Here is a 21,121-nt window from a genome sequence, read left to right on the forward strand (position 1 = left end):
TTAGTTGAGCACTTGAAAACAATCAAGCCATATATGGCCATGTTAATTCTTAAACCAAATAACGAATATACAGCGAGTACAAGCCAAAGCCTGTCATACCTAGTAGCGCTATAGCCATCGGTATGAGTATGTAAAAACGCCATACCGCTGCTATTTTTGGGATTTGCGTCAACGTTGCACTGTAGCCGAGTTGAGACAGTGCAATAACAAATTTATTACTATCAAATGTTTGCCCGGCTAACGTAATGCTTTCACCGTTACTCACATCAATGTTTACTCTAAATACAAAAGGTCGCCTGTATTGCCTCAGGGCACTGTCACCATCGCCAGCTTTATACCAATTCCACTCAATATTAATTGATTTAATCGCAGACTTTTCTATCTGTCTAACTTGCTTATCCTCAAAATACACTCTTGGAATAACAAGTGAATTCTCGCTGATAACAATCTCATTAGGAGTCGATATACCCTGTGTATAATGCTTATCGCAAATGAGCTTTCGCCTTACAGCAGACACAGCTACCCCAAATAGTGCAACCACGGTGGCCGCTACGATATTTTGGCTAGAATAAAGGATAAACAAGGCAGCCATAAAACTGATATAACTTGAAGCCCAGACTTGATGAAAGTATTGCCGAGGTAAAGGCAGCATAAACAGTGTGACGGGGTATTGTAATTTTATCGGGTCGTTAAATAGCTTAATCCCAATAAAGGCTTTTACGGTATCTTGGTCGAGCGGAACTGAAGTAAAGGTTGGCCAATCTTTACGGCTAACGCTATCAAATTGACCGACAACATTAATCCCCTGCGACATTAACTCTTTTCGACATTGTTGCACCAATGCGGGCAACTTATGTTGCTTCACTTTTAACGATATTGATATCGGTTCAGGTAATTGAGCTTGTTCACTCTCTTTAACATGCAAAATCACTTTATAAGTATTATGTACTTCTTTTAACTCAATATTTTTTATTACTGAGTAATCTACATTTTGTTGTTGAAGGGAATAAATGGATTTCCCCCCTAACTTGAAACCATGGAACTGTGTTAACACCTTACGTGAGGTATCAAAATACCATCGACATTGATAACTAAACGCTATCAAGATCAACAATATACTGAGCATTAAACGCCCAACAGATTCAGCCGAAAAAGAAAAGACACTTACCGCCAACACCACATAAACCAGATTAAAGCATATAAAAATCCACTTTATTTTTTCAACGGCTGACACGATTGTAAATGATGACGCTGTAATCAATAACGTCCCTGTTAACTTGTTAAACATCCTGTTCCTTAATCGACTTACACTTTTAAGATTGTTGTCAGTGTCTACCAACTATATAAAGAGCCTCGTTATCGACTATTTTTAGCCATATAATTCTATTACGTCATTAACATGCCGATAATGAACAAAAAGGATAAGCAGGTACCATATAATGGCCTACAATAACGTAACAACCTTCCACTGGTTTTCTAAATAGGCCAGCTTGCAAGTCCCATAGCCTTGAATCGCTTCATTAGTCTTTGGTGATATCGTGTCGAAACGGTATGGAACCCACAACTCTAAGTCATGCCCACGCTGCTTAGCGTTGTCACTAACTAAACTGCTGCTAGAATTTTTAGCATCTTCAAACGCTAACGCCTCATTTTCATCTATTTGATAATTATCGATACCTAAATATGATGTTTTAAAATATTTATCATGTAGCTCAGATAAATATACTTTTACTTGCTCATCCGTTGCTGGTATTGCAGCAAACACCTTTCTGAATAAGTTCACATCTTGATGTCTAACGACATCGACTGACGCTTTACACAGTGCATTCGGCTCTGATCGATCAATTTTTTTAGCAGCTGCCAACCTCTGAGTTAGATTTTCTTCATCAGAAGACCCCATTGAAGGCGTCGATATAAATAGTAATAAAATAATAGCGATCAATTTGTACATAAAAACATCCTTTTAATTTACGTTTTTGCTTTACTAACGCTTAAAAACTCACAATCAATCATGTATGCAATCAATTGAATATACACTACAAAAAATAGTGTTTCACTAGCATGCCTGTGACAACCACATTGACTAAAACAGGGAATATTACGGCTATAATATTAGGCAAAAAAGCCCATGACCAATTGCCGTGCAGCGTTGTTAATGGGTAGTCGAAAAAACACAGCATGTAAACAATGTGTTTAAGCGGGAAATACATCGCATTAAGGATAATGACTTCACCGCTTTTTAGCTTAATATCACACGCGGTAATATGATTGCGCACATGTAAACGATGCATTTGTGATTTATATTTTACCGTGACGCGCTCAATGTCATCACGTTGTAACTCCAACTGCCCCACAGGCTTATTAATTATTGCATTCGCAGGAATGGCAATACGCTGCTGGCTCACATAGCAACGTAATGTCCCGCTAATACCGTAACGTCGCCTAACCAGCCAATACCGCCCTATTAAATAGACAGGTAATAATCCCACGTTGATTAATACTAATGCACGAGCAAGCTCAGTATTAGGAACACTAAGAGGTAGCACAGCCAAACCGACCATCAAAATAAGCAGTAACAACGAAACACCTAAAGACAGAGGGTAACCTATATTAGCCACATATAAACCCACGTCACTCTGTGCGTTAAAGTTACGCATCCCTTTAATATGCAGATTAAAAAATAACGATTTATCATCTAACTCAATTTTCTTAGCCAAAACAATAATGCCACCCAATTTAATAATGAAATAACTTACTGCCTTATCACTTGAATTACGATAGCCTTTTGTGACTATAAAAAACCTAAAACACATTATTTTAAACGATTAATTATTTTATAAGTTTGATATCCAACTGCGATGAGTGGCGATGTTAATTTTATATGAAGCGCAAATTTAGTGGCTGCTAATGGATATTGTCTGACTGACATTGGTAGTCAAACTTGGGCATTGACCAATGGTAGCGAATTGCGAGCATTCTAAAGCTAAAACCAAAGGTCAGCGCAACAGAAAGGTTTATCCATTCAACAACACCATTTAGCTTCATCACCACATATAAAGCTGACGTTAGCAAAGCAACTAACGCATATAGCTCTTTCTTAAAAATAAGTGGCACTTGATTGCATAAAACATCACGAATAACGCCGCCAAAAACACCAGTCACGACCCCCATGGCAATCGCTATCTCAATGCTGTAACCCAGCATTAAGGTTTTCTGTGCTCCAACAATAGAAAATACCGCCAGACCAAGAGCGTCAATAGCCAGAAATAATCGTGATAAGTAACGCATTAACGGTGCAATCATCACTGTTAGTAGTGAGGCCGCCGCAACAGCTAACAAATAATGTGCATTTTCAACCCATATTAGGGGATAGTTACCCAGAAGCATGTCACGCAGAGTGCCACCACCAATAGCGGTCACACAACCAATAATCACCACACCAAAAAGGTCCATCTTTTTTCTACCAGCGGCCAGGGCGCCCGTCATCGCTTCAGCTAATACACCGATGAACCACAAAATACTGATTACTTTTACTTCTAACATAAGATAATTCTAGCTAACCAAAAGGAAGCTGATTCTGCCCGTATCTCAACATAAAATACAGCGATAAATATTATTTTTCACATTACTTAATCTAATGTATATATTATTATTTTTTGACTGTAACTCATTTTATTTAGGAGCTTTTGAAAATTAATGAATAGTTTTAATAATTTATAAAATCAATAACACATCTTTATAGCGGCTTGACTAGAAAATAACTAATGATGAGATGGACAATCTCGAATACGGTGTCAATGCACCAAACTGATGTTGAACCATACCGTTACTTAAGGAGCGTTCACCATGAAAATTATCACTATTGCGATTGATTTGATAAAAATGTATTTCAAATCCTTGGAATGAATTGCCATGTAAAGCTAGCCTTCAATAAGCGTTGAAATCGCACTCAACAGACCGAGTTTATGCTGTAACAATCCCATTATGATGTCATCTTAGAGGCCTGTTATTCATCTTATTGCTGGGAATGTAAGTTTATCGCTATGAGATACAACGTTAAGCCCATTCCTGCCTAGCATGTCGATCTGTTCGTGCGAGGCAGTAAAATAACAGTGAAAGACTTAAAGATAGGAGGACCTAAATTCGCGGCATATAAACCCATGTCATTTTGTGCGTTAAAATCACGCACTATTTTTATGTACTGATTAAAAAACAAAATTTATTATCTAATTCAATTTTCTTAACCCTATTCATCACTAATTAACGATTGTTATTACCTAAACAAGTATTTGATCACGTCGTTATCATTCATAATGTATTTCCCGCTGCCACCCAAATATTCATACAGATCTATTGCCTACCAACAACCACATACCTTTAGGTGTATCGCGAGGACAAAAAACATCAAAAGCAATAATCACTCTGTAATTCTAATAGCAATACATTTACACCTTAGTGATGTTTGAATATCTTATGGGGACTTAATGTTTTTTCTCAATATTACTGGATACTTTATTTCAACAGGGAGTTGATATGTTAAAACCCGCGCTTATGTCATTGGCAGTCATCATGGCGGCAATGCCAGCAATGAATGCTTATTCAGCAACATCACAAGAATTGTTTTCTGAGCCTAAAGAGGTAAAAGAAACAAAAAATGAACTTAGACACTTTACGCCGGTGCAATTGATCACCTCAATTGACGATAAAAATATTCAGTCAAAAGAAATAAAAGGTAAACTGACTAGAACCAACTATGAGCTACCGCCGTCTTATACGCCGGCTCATTTAATTAATAACTATAAAAACCAGCTCAAGACATTAAATGCCAGCATCCTCTTTGAATGTGAGCAAACAAGTTGTGGTAACGAGGATAGATTACATCGCTTTTTGAAGCCGCTCAATACGACTTCAAAAAAGTCGCCAGCGTTAATAACTGCCTATATCACCCTTCCTAAAAAACAAATTTACGTATCGATATATGCGGCTAGTTGGGCTCGTTACACCAACTTAGAGATCGATATTATAGAAGTCCTCGATGAACCATTAGATTTGGTGACCACTAACCAGAGCTATTTATCACAAGAAGTGAGTGAAATAGCAGTAACTGACAATAGTAAAAAAGATGAAAAAAACTCTGCTGATCATCCAATGTTGACTCGTATACCTGGAGCTTATATTGATGAATATACCAGCCATAGTTTTGGACAAACCGCCGTATTAATAGGCAAAAATGGCAAAAAATTTGAGACTAAGATGTTAGACGGAAAAATAACTGATATTGGCTACGTGTTACCTCGCACTTATTCTGAATACGAGATAAATGCAAATTATCAAAACGCGTTAACTAAGCTTGGCTTTAACGAAGTTTATGCTTGTACCGCTGAGCTATGTGGCCGAAAAACAGAAATGTATGATGCCTTAAAATTACTCATGTCCAACGGTATGGACGACAGCCAGTTTTATCGTCTGTATAAGTTAGATCGGCCCGAGGGAAATGTATATGTCATGGTGTATGTTATTGGCTATTCAGGGCGATTATCCGCTGAAATCAGGATCATTGAAGAAACCACATTAAACAATAACCGTGTGGGAATTGATTTGCAGGGCTTAACCGACGAGATAGCCAAAACCGGCCATGTGGCGCTAGATGGTTTGCTGTTTAAATATGATAGCGATGAATTACTGCCAGAAGCTTATCCGATTGTTGAAGTGGTAGCTCAATACCTACAAACACACCCTAAACAGCTGTTTTATGTTGTAGGACACTCAGACGACCAGGGCTCGCAAGCTTATAACCAAACCTTGTCAGAAAAACGCGCGACTGCAATTAAAACCCGTTTGATCAAACAGTTCTCTATTGCTGCACAACAAGTTGAAGCCAAAGGGGTTGGTGAGTACTCGCCTATTGCCAATAATCTTGATGAAGCGGGCCAGAAACAAAACCGCCGCGTTGAGTTAGTGATACGTTCAGATAATAAATAACCTCTGCTACGGATAATAAATAATTATCTCACTGGAGAAGTAATAATAGAAAGGTAGCCTAGGCTACCTTTCTATTAACTAAAAATATTTTACTTACCAGACTCAAGGTTAATACGTAGTCTGTATTTAGTCCTGAATTTAGTTCTTAACTCAATCCTTAACTCAACTCTTAACTCAGCCCTTAACTTATTATTGTGATTAACGCTGAAGCGTTAAATAACCACAATAATATCCATCAGATTGACAATAAAACTCCGGTAATAAACCAGCAATATCCCAGTCGTACCAATGACAATATTTCGTCATTGGTACGACTGAGTCCAAGCCTGAATTAACAGGTAACTACGCCATAAGTTAGCCAGTGTTACTCGGCTCGGCAGGTGGTTATTTGCAATATTTTACGTTGGCCGCTTTTGGCGTGCTCAAGCAAGCATGTATCGCCATGAATAAGCAGCTGTACACTCTCTGGCATCACGATTGAGCGCCCCATTAATAAACGACCATTAGTGTCTTTGTGCATTGCAGGTTCAATAGACAAGACACTGGTGTCTGTAAACGCGCTTTGAGCAATCATCACATGGTCTGTATTCAACAAACTGGCAATAGCCGCTTGTAGTTCGTCCACACTGGCACTATTTGGGGACGTGATTAGCGCAGGAACCGCTCTATCGTTTACGGCCGTTGAAGTGCCACACCCCATAAAAGCCGTGGAAAACATGACTACAGCGATAAGTAAACCAGAAGGTAAACGGGACATTACATGGCTCCTGTCGACATTATCCGATTATTTTTAAGCAATGTTGAGTTACGGTCATCTTTCAACATAAAGCCTTTATCCATCATTGTTGGGGCCGCTGACACTTTAGCCGCTGATGAAGTCAGCGCTGGACACTGGTTATTATCACGGTAAAACAATGCGGCGCTTAAGAGTCGCTCATTGGTATCACCAAGCGCATGGTTTAAATCATCGCTTAGCGCACAACCTTTAATTTCACTGTCGAGTGTTGGACTTGTAGTGGGCACAAAACCATCTGAATAATCACCAAAACCTTTATCGTTCACACCTTTAAATTGAATGCTAAAGTAAGTGGTGCCGCAGTTTGGTGTTGGGTAAAACCCATAAGGTTTTCCGCACGTTGTGCCACCAATTTGAATCACTTCAATATCAATACCACGCAGGCTATTCATCAATGCTTCACTGGCCGAGCAAGTATCTGCTGTTGTTAATACATAAAGCCGCTTAAGGTTTAGTGAAGGCAGTGTAATCCCTGCACGCAGCAACCCAGTATTAAAGCCTATTGTTTCCGGAATAAACGGCGTTGGCTCGAGTATTGCTCTAGTTACTGGGTCAATAGTTCGATATTTATCATTAAAACTGGTGCGTTCAAATATGCGATTATTGGTCGCGGTATCACCTGCTATCATGTAACCCAGCTGACTCGCTAAGGCGAGTAAACCGCCACCGTTGTAGCGTAAATCTAGGACTAAATCTTCTACATCCGCTTCGCTTAACGTGGTGATAGCATCAAACAACCCTCGCTCAGCAGTCGCTATATGAGAGTTAAATTGTAAGTATCCAATCTTGCCGCTTGCGGTTTGGATCACTTGGGTATTTTGCACCGGGGTAGAGATAACGGTGGTGGCCGACAATATGACATTGCGATCGACACTGGCATTGAGATCTCGCACGGTAAATGTCGTTTGTTTGCCACTTTGAGTTGGGAACAACCCTGCATTTAATGTATCTATACTTGCACTATCGTCAGCATTCGCCACATTGACGCCATCTACAGCAACAATAATAGCGCCGCGATTTATTCCCGCGGCCACTGCTGGTGAATTAGGTTCGCTATAAGTAATGGTGACCTGACGTTTTACCCCTGCAGATGCATTGCGAAGTGACAGGTTAAATCCGTAACCGAATGATGCGCCAGATTGATTTAATTGCTCCCATTCATCAGTCGGCATTGAGAAATGAAACTTATCTTTTACATTACCGGTTTCAGACAGTTCATCTGTGATTAATAAATCAAAGTATTGCGCTACGGTATAAGGAGCTGGATCGCGATCGAAAATTTCATCGTACCAAAGGTAAGTGTCGTTACTCCATGAGCGAAGCCAAAGCTTTTCGGTGAGTTCAGATCCAGTTTGATCGGCCTTGCACTGTAATGCGATCTCAGCGTATGGAGTAAATTGGCCCTTGGTCCAAGTAATGCTACTGGTGTCTGTCACCGGAGGTGTGACATTATTACTGGCTGACTCGCTTCCCCCACCACTGCAACCTGCAACGGTTAAACTGGCGGCAACCAATAACGGAGTGATAGCTTTCCTAAAAAGTAACTGCATTAATATTCCTTTATTTTACTTTATGTTAGTCATTTTCATTACAAATAACTGCATTAGAATGCAACAGTATATTAACGCAAATGATTTACTAAAATACAGAGAATGATCAATAAATGAATTGATTATCGCGCTGCGAGTTCATCTTGCGAGAACCATGTCTTTGTCTACCCACGATATTGTTAAAGGACTGTTTCCGTAAGTAGTGTTCATCCTAGGATAAACACAAAAAATCAATTCCACCTTCGCAAAATCATCAATAGACATTACTTACCAATTACTTATCAATTGCTTATGACAATACCCATTGATAAGAAATCGTTCAGGCTGTAGCGATTACATACATCACACACTGTTTAACAATAAACGTTGGGCAGCGGTAGCTTACACCTCGATAGCCCCCCCAAAATTGGGACAAGTGATCTATAAAACAGTATAAGAACTTGTTTACGTGTTGAAAAATTGGGATGGAGGAAACTAAATACACATTTAAAATTAAACTAAATTTACTATTTTTTAAAATCTTTAAAAACACTACACAAACTATAAATCAACTTATGGATATCATTAACAAAATAATCAAAATAACATTAATCGACAATATTAAACCAACAATATCAACTTAATAATATTACTGAGCTGAAGTTATAACAAAAATACAATTTAACAAATAAAAATATTACTTAAATTAAGATTTACTCAATATATCATTATGTAGCTGGCGTTATAGAAGCCGTATTATAGAATCCATATTAAATAAATGTTTCTCTTAAAAAAATTCATTAGCAAGCCGTTTGTATTATTAGACTTGCTAAATACTATGAGCTTACCTTAACACTAAGTGAGTTAATAACTGCGACTGAGTCAATAATGCGACATTTTTTTGTTGCTGGCCATTAACACTCAACGTGACTTGTGGATTATCTAAAAATTCACGGGCATCTTCTGCACTATAAATTTCAGGTGTAGCAAGCTCATAACGTTGATTTTCAGCGACGTCTAATGTGAGGTACAAGGATTCTGAACGAACCCAATGGCCTGAATCATCTGCATTATCTTGGAATAAATCACGATAATTAATTTCAACCAATTGTTGCCCATGGCTAAGTCCAATCGTATTTTTTATACTGACGTTCTGACCATTAACGGTTTCAACTATCATTGAGTCTGGTACTGTAATACTCGATGCTTGAGCTGGCATGCAAAATAATAGCGTTAAGCCTACGGTAGTTGAGGTGAGTAACATCTTTACAGAAAATGAAGTCGTCATAATAATATCCATCCATATTTCATACTTAACGATTAAGTATGTTGGTATTAATGTAAAGGACCTCTGCATATAACAATAAATTTCAATTTTTTATATTTAAAAAAATTATCACCCATTAACATCACTAATCTCTCTTTATCTTATTGTATTAATGATGGTTAACATTTTAAATATGTAAACTGCTATAAAACTCATAGACCAAATTTCAACCAGCACTCACTAATGCCGAGTAAGTAACGCACTTGACCAACAAAAAAATTTGAAGAGTCATTCAACATACTCCAGTTCATCCTCAGTAAGTACAACTATGCGCAGTTACAACTAAGTCGTGTCTTTGAGCCACTGTGACAGTGGATAAAAATGAAGTTGATATATTGCACTTCACATCACATCACATCACTTGATGAAGATTAAGTCACACAGAAACACCGTTTAACGACTAAACTTTGTCATGCCGTTTATAAAAACAGTTTGCTCAGATTCCAAATACTGCAGGAGTTTGACATCAATGGCAAAAACCTTATTAACACAATGATAAAAATAGATTTATTTTTTATTATTATCAGATTTGAACTACAGTAAAAGAAGGCAATGCCCTTTTATGTGGGGAAGAAATGGATAGTTTTTTCAGTTTGATGAGCAACACCGTATTGTTACTGGCTCTTGTCGTCATTTATGATGCCATAAAATTACAAAAAATAGCTCACAAGAAATATGGAAATATTTTGAGTGGTATTTTTATTGGAATGATCGCAATTTGTGTCATGAACAATCCTTGGGAGCTAAGGCCGGGGATTTTTTTTGATACTCGCTGGGTACTGTTAAGTTTAAGCGGGCTATTTTTTGGTTTTATTCCAACATTGATAGCTGCGATACTCGCCGCTAGTTTCCGTATTTATCAAGGCGGCGCCGGTTTATACGTTGGTACTTTAATTATTTTCATCAGCTCTGCCATTGGGTTAGGCTGGCGATACTGGATGAAGTCTTCAAACAAACAGCCCAATTGGCAAAACCTACTGGCCATGGGCTTTGTCGTAGAAATTGGCGTTTTACTCTGTTTATTACTCATGCCAGTGGCAGATAAATACGACATCATTATCACCATTAGTCCGACATTATTAACGGTGTATACATGTGGCACCATGTTAGTAGGGCTATTGCTAAAACAACATCAACAAAGACAACAAATATCTCAAGAGTTACTTAATCACAAAAGCCTCCTCGAAACCGAGAAAAACCTGTTACAAAGCATTATTGATGGCATTCCCGATATCATTTTTTACAAATCAGCCGATGGGGTTTATTTAGGCTGTAACAAGGCATTCTCTGAAGCTTTAAAGCTCAAACCCGAAGATATTAAGCATAAGACAGACTATGACTTATTTGACCGTCAACAGGCAGACAGCTTTATCAAAGCCGATCTTTTTGTATTACAACAAAACCAGCCGTGGATGAATGAAGAATGGGTCACGACCCCCGATGGTATCGCACATATTTTTAAAACCCATAAAACGCCCTTTGTTAATTCATCAGGGGAAATTAAGGGAATTGTGGGCGTAAGTAGAGATATGGCCGACAGAAAACTCATTGAAGAACAGTTACGCCGCAGTGAAAGTACTTATCGGAATATTATCAGTACTGCGCAGGATGGCTTTGCTATTGTATCGGTAGACGGCAAGATAATTGAGTCGAATCAGAGTTTCGCTAATATGACCGGTTATACACTCGACGAGCTATTCAATAAACCTATTGGAGAGATCGAAACCAGTAAAAAACACCAGTTTTCAACTCAAAATATCATTACAGCCAAGCAAGTAAAGGCGATTCATTATACTTCTCAGCACAAACATAAATTGGGCCATTTATTTCATGTTGAGGTGAACATCAGCTTTTGGGATGGTGATGATGGAATGTTCTTCTGCTTTATTAAAGACATTTCGCAGCGTATTAATGCCGAACAAAAACTGCTTCTGAGTGAGTCTAAATTCAGACATATTTTCGAAAAAGTACCCTCAATTTCAGTCCAAGGCTATGATAAAAACCGTTCGGTTATTTTTTGGAACCAGGCCAGTGAAAAGCTTTATGGATATACAAAAGAGCAAGCATTAGGGAAAAAATTAGAAGATCTCATTATTCCCCCTCCATACAGAGAACATGTGATCAATAACGTCAATGCATGGATTAATGAAGGGATTCCTATTCTCGCTGAAGAATTACTCCTGCAACGTGCAGATGGTAGCAATGTAGCGGTTTACTCGTCTCATACGTTAATCAACAACACCGATAATGAAGCAGAAATGTACTGCATTGATATCGATTTAAGCGCCCAGAAAAAGGCTGAAGAACAAGCACTTACACTGTCGCAAGCAATAGAACAAAGCCCTATATCAATGATATTAACCAATATCGATAGCAAAATTGAATATGTGAATAGTGCCTTTGAAAAAATTTCTGGCTACGCCGCAAGTGAAGTTATTGGCCAGTCAGCCAGCATGCTTAAATCTGGTTTAACCCCAAAATCACTTTATAAACAATTATGGGATGCGATTTCTACTGGGCATGCATGGCAGGGCGAGTTGCAGAATAGAAAGAAAAACGGTGATATTTTTTGGGAACATGCCCATATCGCACCCATTTTTGACAATGCAGGCGTCACTAAGCACTATTTAGCATTGAAACAAGATGTCACCCAATACAAACAACAAGAAGAAAAAATACTTCACCAAGCACATTACGATAGCTTAACAGGCTTGCCAAATAGACTGCTGTCACTTGATAGATTATCGCAAATGCTCAAAGACGCCCATCGAGCAAAAAATAACGTGGCGGTACTGTTTTTAGATTTAGACGATTTTAAAAAGGTTAATGACACCATGGGTCACTCTGTTGGTGATGAACTGTTGATCCAAGCTGCGGTTCGGTTAAAGAATACCATTAGAGAAAGTGATGTTGTGGGGAGATTGGGAGGTGATGAATTTATCATTATACTGAGCAATATTAATGAACCCATTGAAGTTGAAATTATTGCCAGTAAGCTACTTGAGCAATTTTACCAACCTTTTAGGCTCGAAAACCGTGAGTTAGTGTCAACCATCAGTATTGGTATTGCCCTTTACCCGCTTGACAGTGAAGACCCCAAAGAATTGCTAAGACAAGCAGATTCAGCCATGTACCATTCAAAAGATCGCGGCAGAAATACCTATAACTTCTATACACATCAAATGAACCACGATATGGATAGGCGCTTGAAAATTGAAGAGCAATTACGCAGTGCATTGAAGCAAAAAGAATTCGAGGTTTACTTTCAACCCTTTGTGGACATCAAGAGTCGTAAAATCATCGGCGCGGAAGCTCTTTTACGTTGGAATAATGCTTTGCTCGGTCAAGTGACTCCTGATGAGTTTATCCCTATTGCAGAACAAACAGGACTCATTGTCTCAATTGGCCAATATGTTATCGAGGTTGCATTTGCTACAGCCAAAAAGTGGCAACAAACTTATAATCCTAACTTTAAAATTGCCATTAATGTTTCCCCGAAACAATTCAGGGAAAATACCTTTGTTGATATGCTTAACATTCAGCTAGATAAACACCAAATTCATGCCAGCACTATAGAGCTTGAAATTACCGAAGGGGTATTACTCAGTAGCGATGCTGTCATCGACAGCAACTTAATATCCATTAACGATATTGGTGTCAGTATTTCAATGGACGATTTCGGTACCGGATATTCGTCGCTCAGTTATCTGCGCAGTTACCCATTCAATACCCTAAAAGTAGATAAAAGTTTTATTAACGATATAACAGTCGATCCTGGGGATCTAGAACTTGTTGGTGCGGCGATCGCTATGGGGCATGGGCTTAATTTAACGGTCGTGGCAGAAGGCGTTGAAACAGAGGAGCAGTATCATCTGCTTAATGCATTGAAATGTGATTACGGCCAAGGTTACTTATTTAGTAAACCATTACCCCAAGCGGCATTTGAAGCGCTTTTACTGAAACAAGCAAAAAATGAAAAAACCAATAAGAGATCCTCAATAAGACGCTGATAAAAAATGCCTATCAGCAAGCTGACAGGCATTAATAAATCTATTAGTCATTAAGCGATTTCAACTTAACAACACTCGAGAAAAATTAGCTTGTTGAGTTAATGACTTAGTTAATGACTTAGTTAATTACATAGCTAATTACATAGCTAATTACATAGTTAAACATATAGTTAGCTTAGTGATTGAATTAAGCCGTTTTCACTTTCCAATTCACTTTTTGTCCTGCAAAAAATGGCACGATAGGATTGCCGTTTGGCAGAATAATCTCTTCTGGTACCGTCCATTCTTGTTTCACTAGCGTCACAGTGCCGCTGTTGCGTGGTAAGCCATAAAAGTCTGCGCCATGTAAGCTGGCAAAGCCTTCTAACTTATCTAATGCCCCTAAGTTATCAAAAACTTGCGCATAGAGTTCTAATGCACTCCAGGCACTGTAACAACCTGCGCAGCCACAGGCTGACTCTTTGCGGTGTTTTTCATGCGGGGCAGAATCAGTACCTAAAAAGAATTTACTTGAGCCTGTCGCCACAGCAGCTTGTAATGCATGCTGGTGAATATTGCGTTTTAATACGGGTAAGCAAAAGTTATGTGGACGAACACCACCGACGAGTAAATCATTACGATTTAACAATAAATGCTGTGGGGTAATAGTTGCAGCAACATTAGCTGAAGCCTCTGCCACAAACTCAGCCGCTTCTTTAGTGGTGATATGTTCAAACACCACTTTAAGGCTAGGAATGGCTTCGACAATGCGCGATAAATAGCGATCGATAAACATTTTTTCGCGATCAAAAATATCAATATGCGATTCTGTCACTTCGCCATGCACTAATAGCAACATGCCTTGTTGTGCCATAACCTCAAATATAGGAAACAACTCATCCAAAGCTTTAACTGCTGCATCTGAATTTGTGGTCGCACCTGCTGGGTATAACTTTCCTGCCACAACCCCTGCCGCTTTAGCATCGATAATATCTTGGGCGCTGGTGTTGTTTGTTAAAAACAAGGTCATTAATGGTTCAAAATTGCTACCTTGTGGGCGAGCAGCCAAAATACGATCTCGATAAGCTAAAGCCATTGCCGCTGTCGTTACTGGTGGAACTAAATTAGGCATGACAATCGCGCGTTGAAACAATCGAGCCGTTGCAGGAACCGTTTCACCTAGCATATCCCCATCTCGAAAATGAAGATGCCAATCATCGGGAGTGGTTAAGGTAATTTGCGTCATGTGGGTTCCTTGGCTTAAATAACAGATTGTTAACCGTTATTGTGCCTGAATTCGCTTTTTCTTAATAGATGCATAATTTGAACGCAGACTTTGCTATATCAAAAAATCATGCCGTTTTTAATAAAAAATCGCGCTATTCATGTAGCTATAAACCATTAAAACTAGCGGTAACGCTCTATGTTATTATGTTGAAAGCATCTTTTTTATAGGGGAATTAAATTGTTAGCTAATGCCGGTTCTAGATTACTAATCAATGTGCACTTTATTACCGTAATCACGATAATGATGGCTGTCTCTGGCTGCAATCAAGCGGAGGTGATGAAAACCCCCGATAATATTCAACCACTTGTTCAAGAAACGCTAATTGATGGCGTACTGTCTAACGATGCCAGTATGGCTGTCACATTAGGCAGAAGCCGTACATTATCAATTTGGGATGTAGCAACAAGCCAACTAATACATCAATGGTCTGACGATGACTTTGATGAAACCAATTATCTGCTGGCGTTATCAGGTAATAAACAATTCCTTGCGACTGCTGGCAAACAAAAAATATCCGTTTTTAACCTTGAGACAGGCAAATTAGACATACGTTGGCCCGCCCAGGGATTTAATCCCGATGCCAGTATTTCGAGCCTTTTTCTGAGCCAAACAGGCAGCACTATTTTGGTGGGAATGAATGATGGTTCAATTACAGTGATACAACGAAGTAGCATGACAATGTCATTGTTTAAACAACACAGCGCCGCCGTTAATCATGTTGAGCTATCGGGCTTTGAGCAGCAGGTATTATCGACTGGACTTGATGGTGATGTACATATTTGGGCTGCTTATAGCGGTGAGTTGATCAGCAGTTTCTCACGTCCTCAACAAATCACCAGCGTGAGTTTTGATGACGCTAATCGGCGCTTATTTATTGCCGATGCACTCGATAACAATGTCATTATCGATACCCAAACAACGCAGCCAGTAAGTCATCTCGATTACCTTGAACGCTATCGCTATTTTCGGCAGGCGTTATTCGTCAATCACGGCAAAAACTTAATTACCGCAACATCAAAACAAAGTGTTATCTATTGGGATGCCTCATCTGGAAAAGAGCTTTCTCATTGGGATATCACCGCCTATAACGCTGGCACCACGGTATTTTCAATGATAATGAAACCTAATGGTAAGCTATTAACCTTAAGCTCAGATGGCGCACTTGAGACGTGGAGCTTATAAGTTTATCTCCACCAGATATAATAAAAATCATTACCGCGTTATTTGATTTGTATTGTTAATGTGGTTGACTGGTAATTGGCGCCTCATAGATGCTTGCAATGTTTGGCGTATCACGGATTATAAAATAATCTCTCGGATAGTATCCATATGAATCAATAGCATCACTAAACAGTCACTAACAATCCCAAAGCCAGCTTGATTTAGCACAGTGATAAAATCAGTATCGTAGAGTTGTCAGTTTTATGGGCTAGATCAAAGATCTGTTTGTATCTGAAACTCAATAAAGAATAGAGCTTGCATGTGCGAACTACATTCAGTATATATGGCATATGCTAAAAATGAGGTGTTACATGGCAAGACCTAAAATCCCCCGAACCATATGCGGCCAAGCTGCCAACATCTGTTTTAAGCCCAATGGTATCCCAATAACCCAGTTAGAGCAGGTACCACTTGCAGAGGATGAAATTGAGGCTTTACGCTTAGTTGATTTGCTGGGTATGCAGCAACAAGAAGCGGCTAAATCAATGAATATCTCTCGTCAAACGTTGGCTAATTTGGTTAAAGGAGCTAGGCATAAGGTGGTTGATAGTCTTATTAATGGCAAAGCGTTGATGACAAATAATATCAGCTGAAGATTAAACACAGTTAACACGTGTCGACGTGTTTAGGTCAATCTAATGCAAGCAGTATTGAAAGACTCTGGCCTCAAAATAACAGCTCAAGGCTGTAAGCTACTTGAGTTTTTAACTCAAGTTGATGAGCAGCATTTAACAATAGAAAATATTTATCTGGGGTTAAATGCTCAGGGAGAGACCATTGGTCTTCATACTGTACACCGAATTATGGCGAATTTTGAACAAGCAGGCCTCGTTGTAGGTCGATTATTTGAATCTAAAAATACTGTTTATGAGCTCAGTAATAAACCACGGCATGATCATTTAATTTGTTTAACCTGTGGCAAGTTAATAGATTTTATCGACCCCTTGATTGAGCTTCGCTTAGGATTAGCGGCAGAACATCACGGCATGAGTATTCACCACCACAGCCTCAATATGTACGGTCACTGCTTTGCTTGCCAAAAAGCACTTAATAGCAAATCAGGCAAACAAAAAGTCTGATTGATAGTCGCTAGGTTAATCGTTAATTTTATTGGAGAATAGCATGACCAAAATAGTCATTATTGGTGGTGTTGCTGGCGGTGCATCGGCAGCAGCAAGAGCAAGACGTGTATCTGAAACCGCTGAAATAATCATCCTTGAAAGGGGCGAATTTGTTTCATTTGCCAACTGTGGTTTGCCTTACCATATTAGTGGTGAAATTGAATCCCGAGACGCACTATTACTGCAAACACCCGAAAGCTTTAAGTCACGTTTTAATGTCGATGTACGGGTACATAATGAAGTCGTCTCGATTGACAGGCAAGCCAAGCAATTAACCGTACGTAACCTTATGACCTATGAAATGTATCAAGAGTCATATGAAAAGCTATTACTCAGCCCCGGTGCATCACCAATCAAACCACCCATTAGCGGCATCAATAACCATTTCGTCCATAGCCTACGTAATATTCCTGATATGGATAAAATCCTGTCGAATCTTCTACTGCATAAACCTAAACATGCCACTGTAGTAGGCGGTGGGTTTATTGGTTTAGAAATGGTAGAAGCGTTGCGCCACCTTGGATTAGACGTCACCTTACTCGAACTAGCAGACCAAGTGATGGGACCTGTTGATCTGGAAATGGCCAACATGCTGCATCAAAAGCTCGTCGATAATGGCGTTGATTTACGCTTAAAAACCGGCTTAACCGCTGTTGATGAATACCCGATACAACTGGCTGAAGCCGATAATACCGGTGATTATGATAAGCCAATATTACCTCACTACCATCTGCAACTAGCATTGAGTGATAACAACACCTTAGCAACCGATTTAGTCATCATCGCCATTGGTGTTAAACCTGAGACCAGCTTGGCGTCTGAGTGCGGTTTAGTATTAGGCCCACTCGGTGGTATTCGGGTTGACGAAGGCATGCGTACCTCCGATGCAGATATTTATGCTGTGGGCGATGCCATCGAAACTGCAGATTTTGTCACCGGTAATCCGACACTCATCCCCCTTGCTGGCCCTGCCAACCGCCAAGGTCGATTAGCCGCCGATAACATGCTCGGTGGTGATAAAAAATATCGTGCCACTCAAGGCACAGCTATTTGTAAGTTATTTGATATGGCTATTGCTTCAACAGGATTAAATGAGAAAAGCTTACTCAAGCAAAATATCCCATTTGAAAAAATCTATGTCCACACAGCAAGCCACGCCAGCTATTATCCTGGGGCTCACCCTATTAGCTTAAAGCTGTTGTTCTGCCCTGATTCAGGCCGTATTTTAGGCGCGCAGGCAGCAGGGATTGACGGCGTTGATAAGCGTATGGACGTATTAGCCGTGGCGCAACGCGCTGGTATGACGGTGCATGACTTAGCCGATCTTGAACTCACATACGCGCCTCCGTTTGGTTCTGCACGCGATGTAGTCAATCAAGCAGGTATGGTCGCAGCCAATGTATTATTAGGTGATGAAGCCATTTGTCACAGTCAAGATTTACACGCTTTGACCGCAAAACAAATCATTGTCGATATTCGAAACCCTGGGGAACTCACGGCCGTGGGTTCAATTGCAGGCGCAATGAACATTCCATTGCCAGAGCTTAGAGACCGGCTAAACGAACTCCCTAAAGACAAAGAGTTACTGGTATTTTGCCAGGTGGGTTTACGCGGACATGTCGCTTATCGCATGTTAATACAGCATGGTTTTAAAGTGCGTAATCTCACTGGTGGTTATAAAACCTACCAAATGGTTAATGCGCGCTTTTAGTCTATAACAGGCTTTAGGGGAACCTTAAAGCCATCTATAACAATGAACAAACAAGGTCTTGTGTGAACCGTTATCAAGATAGCAAACAAAGCCACAGTCAATGTGTTGTCTGTGGCGACGCTAAACAAAATCCATTGTCGTTACAGTGTAAATTTTTTGCTGACGGTGATAATCAAGTTGTCGGTTATCATAAAGTGAGTCCGCAGCTTCAAGGCTACAACAGCTTCTTGCATGGCGGCGTTGCCAGTGCCTTAGTCGATGCGGCTATGACTCATTGCTTGCTGATGCAAGGTATTAAGGCCTTAACAGCCGAAATGACCATCCGCTTTGTTGCCCCTATAAAGGTTGGTGATGCCATCAAAATTGTCGGTCGATTGGTGAGCCAACGCTTAGGGATGTACCAATTAGAAGCAGCGCTCTATGTTGACGATAAAGCTTGCGTGACAGCATCGGCAAAGTTTATTCAACCTAAAAGTGGCGTCATTGGCTAGCGTTTAGCGAGTCATAAATTAACAAGTATTAGACGGACGTTCCGTTTTTTGACTAAAAAAAACCAGCCCGAAGGCTGGTTTTCTTATTCCTCAACGTTAGCTTTGCCAACAATTACGATTACGCTTGTGGGCGCATCGCTGGGAATAAAATCACGTCGCGAATGGTATGCGTGTTAGTGAATAGCATCACTAAACGGTCGATACCAATACCTTGACCTGCTGTTGGTGGTAAACCGTGCTCTAGTGCTGTGATGTAGTCAGCGTCATAGAACATTGCTTCGTCATCGCCTGCATCTTTAGCATCAACTTGCGCTTTAAAGCGGTTGTCTTGATCTTCAGCATCGTTAAGCTCACTAAAGCCGTTAGCCACTTCGCGGCCACCGATAAAGAACTCAAAACGATCGGTAATGAAGTCATTGTTATCATTACGACGCGCCAAAGGTGAAATATCCGCTGGGTAGCCAGTAATGAACGTAGGTTGCATTAACTTAGTTTCAGCAGTTTCACCGAATATTTCTTCAAGTAACTGGCCACAAGTCCAGAATTTCTCTAACTTGATGCCTAGGCTCGATGCTAAGTCGCGCATAAACTCTACGTCTTTAACTTGCTCGTAGGTCATAGCTTGAATAGTCGCATTGTCAGGATTGTATTTCTGAATCGCTTCTAACATGCTCAAACGAGCATAAGCGCCACCAAACTCAACAGTTTCTTCACCATACGGCATGCTAGTACTGCCTAATAATTCTTGAGCAATTGACCCCAGCATTTCTTCGGTTAAGTCCATTAGGTCTTTGTAATCAGCATACGCCATATAGAATTCCATCATGGTGAATTCTGGGTTATGACGTGGTGACAAACCTTCGTTACGGAAGTTACGGTTAATTTCGAATACACGTTCAAAACCACCAACCACTAGACGCTTAAGGTACAGCTCTGGCGCGATACGTAAGTACATAGCCATGTCTAATGCATTGTGATGCGTTACAAATGGACGCGCAGAAGCACCACCAGGAATAACGTGCATCATTGGGGTTTCAACTTCCATGAACTCTTTTTTGACCATAAAGTTACGGATTGCGGCAACCACTTTAGAGCGCATAATAAAGGCATTGCGCGAATCTTCGTTAACGATCAAATCAACGTAACGCTGACGGTAGCGAGTTTCTTGGTCTGTTAAACCATGGAATTTTTCAGGTAACGGACGCAATGCTTTGGTCAGTAACTGATATTCTTCCATATTAACGTATAAGTCGCCCTTGCCAGATAAATGCAGCTGACCTTTAACACCAATGATGTCACCGATGTCTAAACCTTGATAACGCTCTTTTAAATCGCCTTGTACTGGCTTACCAGCATAAGCTTGAATACGACCAGACACGTCTTGAATCACTAAAAATGGACCACGCTTTGCCATAACACGGCCAGCAATACTGGTTTGAAAAGCTAACTCTTCTAGCGCTTCTTTAGTTTGCTCGCCATATTGTGCCTGTAATTCAGCCGCTTTATGACTACGCTGCCATGTATTTGGATGAGCATTCGCAGGACAGTTGGTGCGGATATGTTCTAATTTAGCGCGACGTTCAGCAATCAGTTTGTTTTCATCTTGTACGTGTTCAGTCATATTATATTCTCGCGTTTACTCGCCACACTTACATGGCGGAAAAGT

General features: G+C 39.9%; 16 protein-coding genes and 1 pseudogene. 8 read left to right on the forward strand and 9 right to left on the reverse strand.

Annotation, left to right across the window (positions count from 1 at the left end; all coding sequences use genetic code 11):
- Window positions 1-49: 49 nt before the first annotated feature.
- From EGC86_RS14090 to EGC86_RS14105, 4 genes are all read right to left on the reverse strand, one after another.
- On the reverse strand, window positions 50-1,288 hold the full coding sequence (locus EGC86_RS14090) for a hypothetical protein (RefSeq protein ID WP_123777974.1): 1,239 nt from the start codon (window positions 1,286-1,288) through the stop codon (window positions 50-52).
- Between the two features lie 156 nt (window positions 1,289-1,444).
- Window positions 1,445-1,951, reverse strand: coding sequence for a hypothetical protein (locus tag EGC86_RS14095; protein ID WP_123777975.1), 507 nt, complete (start codon window positions 1,949-1,951; stop codon window positions 1,445-1,447).
- Window positions 1,952-2,036: 85 nt separating this feature from the next.
- Window positions 2,037-2,717 (reverse strand): hypothetical protein, encoded by a 681-nt coding sequence (locus tag EGC86_RS14100; protein WP_123777976.1) that lies wholly within the window; start codon window positions 2,715-2,717, stop codon window positions 2,037-2,039.
- Window positions 2,718-2,904: 187 nt separating this feature from the next.
- A complete protein-coding gene (locus tag EGC86_RS14105) occupies window positions 2,905-3,543 on the reverse strand; it encodes a trimeric intracellular cation channel family protein (protein WP_123777977.1) in 639 nt (212 codons plus the stop codon).
- A 303-nt stretch (window positions 3,544-3,846) separates the two neighbouring features.
- Between EGC86_RS14105 and EGC86_RS21085 the strand changes: the two are divergent.
- Together EGC86_RS21085 and EGC86_RS14110 are read left to right on the forward strand one after the other, a co-directional pair.
- A pseudogene (locus EGC86_RS21085) lies at window positions 3,847-4,073 on the forward strand (IS110 family transposase); the annotation flags it as partial.
- Window positions 4,074-4,533: 460 nt separating this feature from the next.
- On the forward strand, window positions 4,534-5,982 hold the full coding sequence (locus tag EGC86_RS14110; RefSeq protein ID WP_123777978.1) for an OmpA family protein: 1,449 nt from the start codon (window positions 4,534-4,536) through the stop codon (window positions 5,980-5,982).
- A gap of 364 nt (window positions 5,983-6,346) precedes the next feature.
- Here the strand turns inward: EGC86_RS14110 and EGC86_RS14115 are convergent, their stop codons facing one another.
- From EGC86_RS14115 to EGC86_RS14125, 3 genes are all read right to left on the reverse strand, one after another.
- Window positions 6,347-6,739: a hypothetical protein gene (locus EGC86_RS14115; RefSeq protein WP_123777979.1), complete on the reverse strand. Its 393-nt coding sequence runs from the start codon at window positions 6,737-6,739 to the stop codon at window positions 6,347-6,349.
- Window positions 6,739-8,328 carry a S41 family peptidase gene (locus tag EGC86_RS14120; RefSeq protein ID WP_123777980.1) on the reverse strand — a complete coding sequence of 530 codons (1,590 nt, stop codon included), beginning with the start codon at window positions 8,326-8,328 and terminating at the stop codon, window positions 6,739-6,741. Before EGC86_RS14120 ends, EGC86_RS14115 begins: the two co-directional genes overlap by 1 nt.
- A gap of 823 nt (window positions 8,329-9,151) precedes the next feature.
- Window positions 9,152-9,595, reverse strand: a complete 444-nt coding sequence (locus EGC86_RS14125; protein WP_165872424.1) for a DUF2057 family protein — start codon at window positions 9,593-9,595, stop codon at window positions 9,152-9,154.
- A gap of 614 nt (window positions 9,596-10,209) precedes the next feature.
- On the opposite strand from EGC86_RS14125, the gene EGC86_RS14130 reads away from it, so the two are divergent.
- A complete protein-coding gene (locus tag EGC86_RS14130) occupies window positions 10,210-13,644 on the forward strand; it encodes an EAL domain-containing protein (protein WP_123777982.1) in 3,435 nt (1,144 codons plus the stop codon).
- 187 nt (window positions 13,645-13,831) lie between these two features.
- Here the strand turns inward: EGC86_RS14130 and pyrC are convergent, their stop codons facing one another.
- Window positions 13,832-14,869: a dihydroorotase gene (gene pyrC, locus EGC86_RS14135; RefSeq protein WP_011636077.1), complete on the reverse strand. Its 1,038-nt coding sequence runs from the start codon at window positions 14,867-14,869 to the stop codon at window positions 13,832-13,834.
- Between the two features lie 318 nt (window positions 14,870-15,187).
- On the opposite strand from pyrC, the gene EGC86_RS14140 reads away from it, so the two are divergent.
- From EGC86_RS14140 to EGC86_RS14160, 5 genes are all read left to right on the forward strand, one after another.
- Window positions 15,188-16,093, forward strand: a complete 906-nt coding sequence (locus EGC86_RS14140) for a WD40 repeat domain-containing protein (protein ID WP_244262854.1) — start codon at window positions 15,188-15,190, stop codon at window positions 16,091-16,093.
- A gap of 350 nt (window positions 16,094-16,443) precedes the next feature.
- Complete coding sequence (locus EGC86_RS14145; RefSeq protein WP_011636075.1) at window positions 16,444-16,725, forward strand: DUF134 domain-containing protein; 282 nt, start codon at window positions 16,444-16,446, stop codon at window positions 16,723-16,725.
- Window positions 16,726-16,770: 45 nt separating this feature from the next.
- Complete coding sequence (locus EGC86_RS14150; protein ID WP_123777983.1) at window positions 16,771-17,211, forward strand: transcriptional repressor; 441 nt, start codon at window positions 16,771-16,773, stop codon at window positions 17,209-17,211.
- A 43-nt stretch (window positions 17,212-17,254) separates the two neighbouring features.
- Window positions 17,255-18,964: an FAD-dependent oxidoreductase gene (locus EGC86_RS14155; RefSeq protein WP_123777984.1), complete on the forward strand. Its 1,710-nt coding sequence runs from the start codon at window positions 17,255-17,257 to the stop codon at window positions 18,962-18,964.
- Between the two features lie 62 nt (window positions 18,965-19,026).
- Window positions 19,027-19,455, forward strand: a complete 429-nt coding sequence (locus tag EGC86_RS14160; protein ID WP_123777985.1) for a PaaI family thioesterase — start codon at window positions 19,027-19,029, stop codon at window positions 19,453-19,455.
- A 118-nt stretch (window positions 19,456-19,573) separates the two neighbouring features.
- On the opposite strand, the gene lysS is transcribed toward EGC86_RS14160, so the two are convergent.
- On the reverse strand, window positions 19,574-21,076 hold the full coding sequence (gene lysS / locus EGC86_RS14165; RefSeq protein WP_011636071.1) for a lysine--tRNA ligase: 1,503 nt from the start codon (window positions 21,074-21,076) through the stop codon (window positions 19,574-19,576).
- Between the last annotated feature and the right edge of the window lie 45 nt (window positions 21,077-21,121).

The organism is Shewanella frigidimarina (genome assembly GCF_003797125.1).
GTDB classification, from domain to species: domain Bacteria; phylum Pseudomonadota; class Gammaproteobacteria; order Enterobacterales; family Shewanellaceae; genus Shewanella; species Shewanella frigidimarina.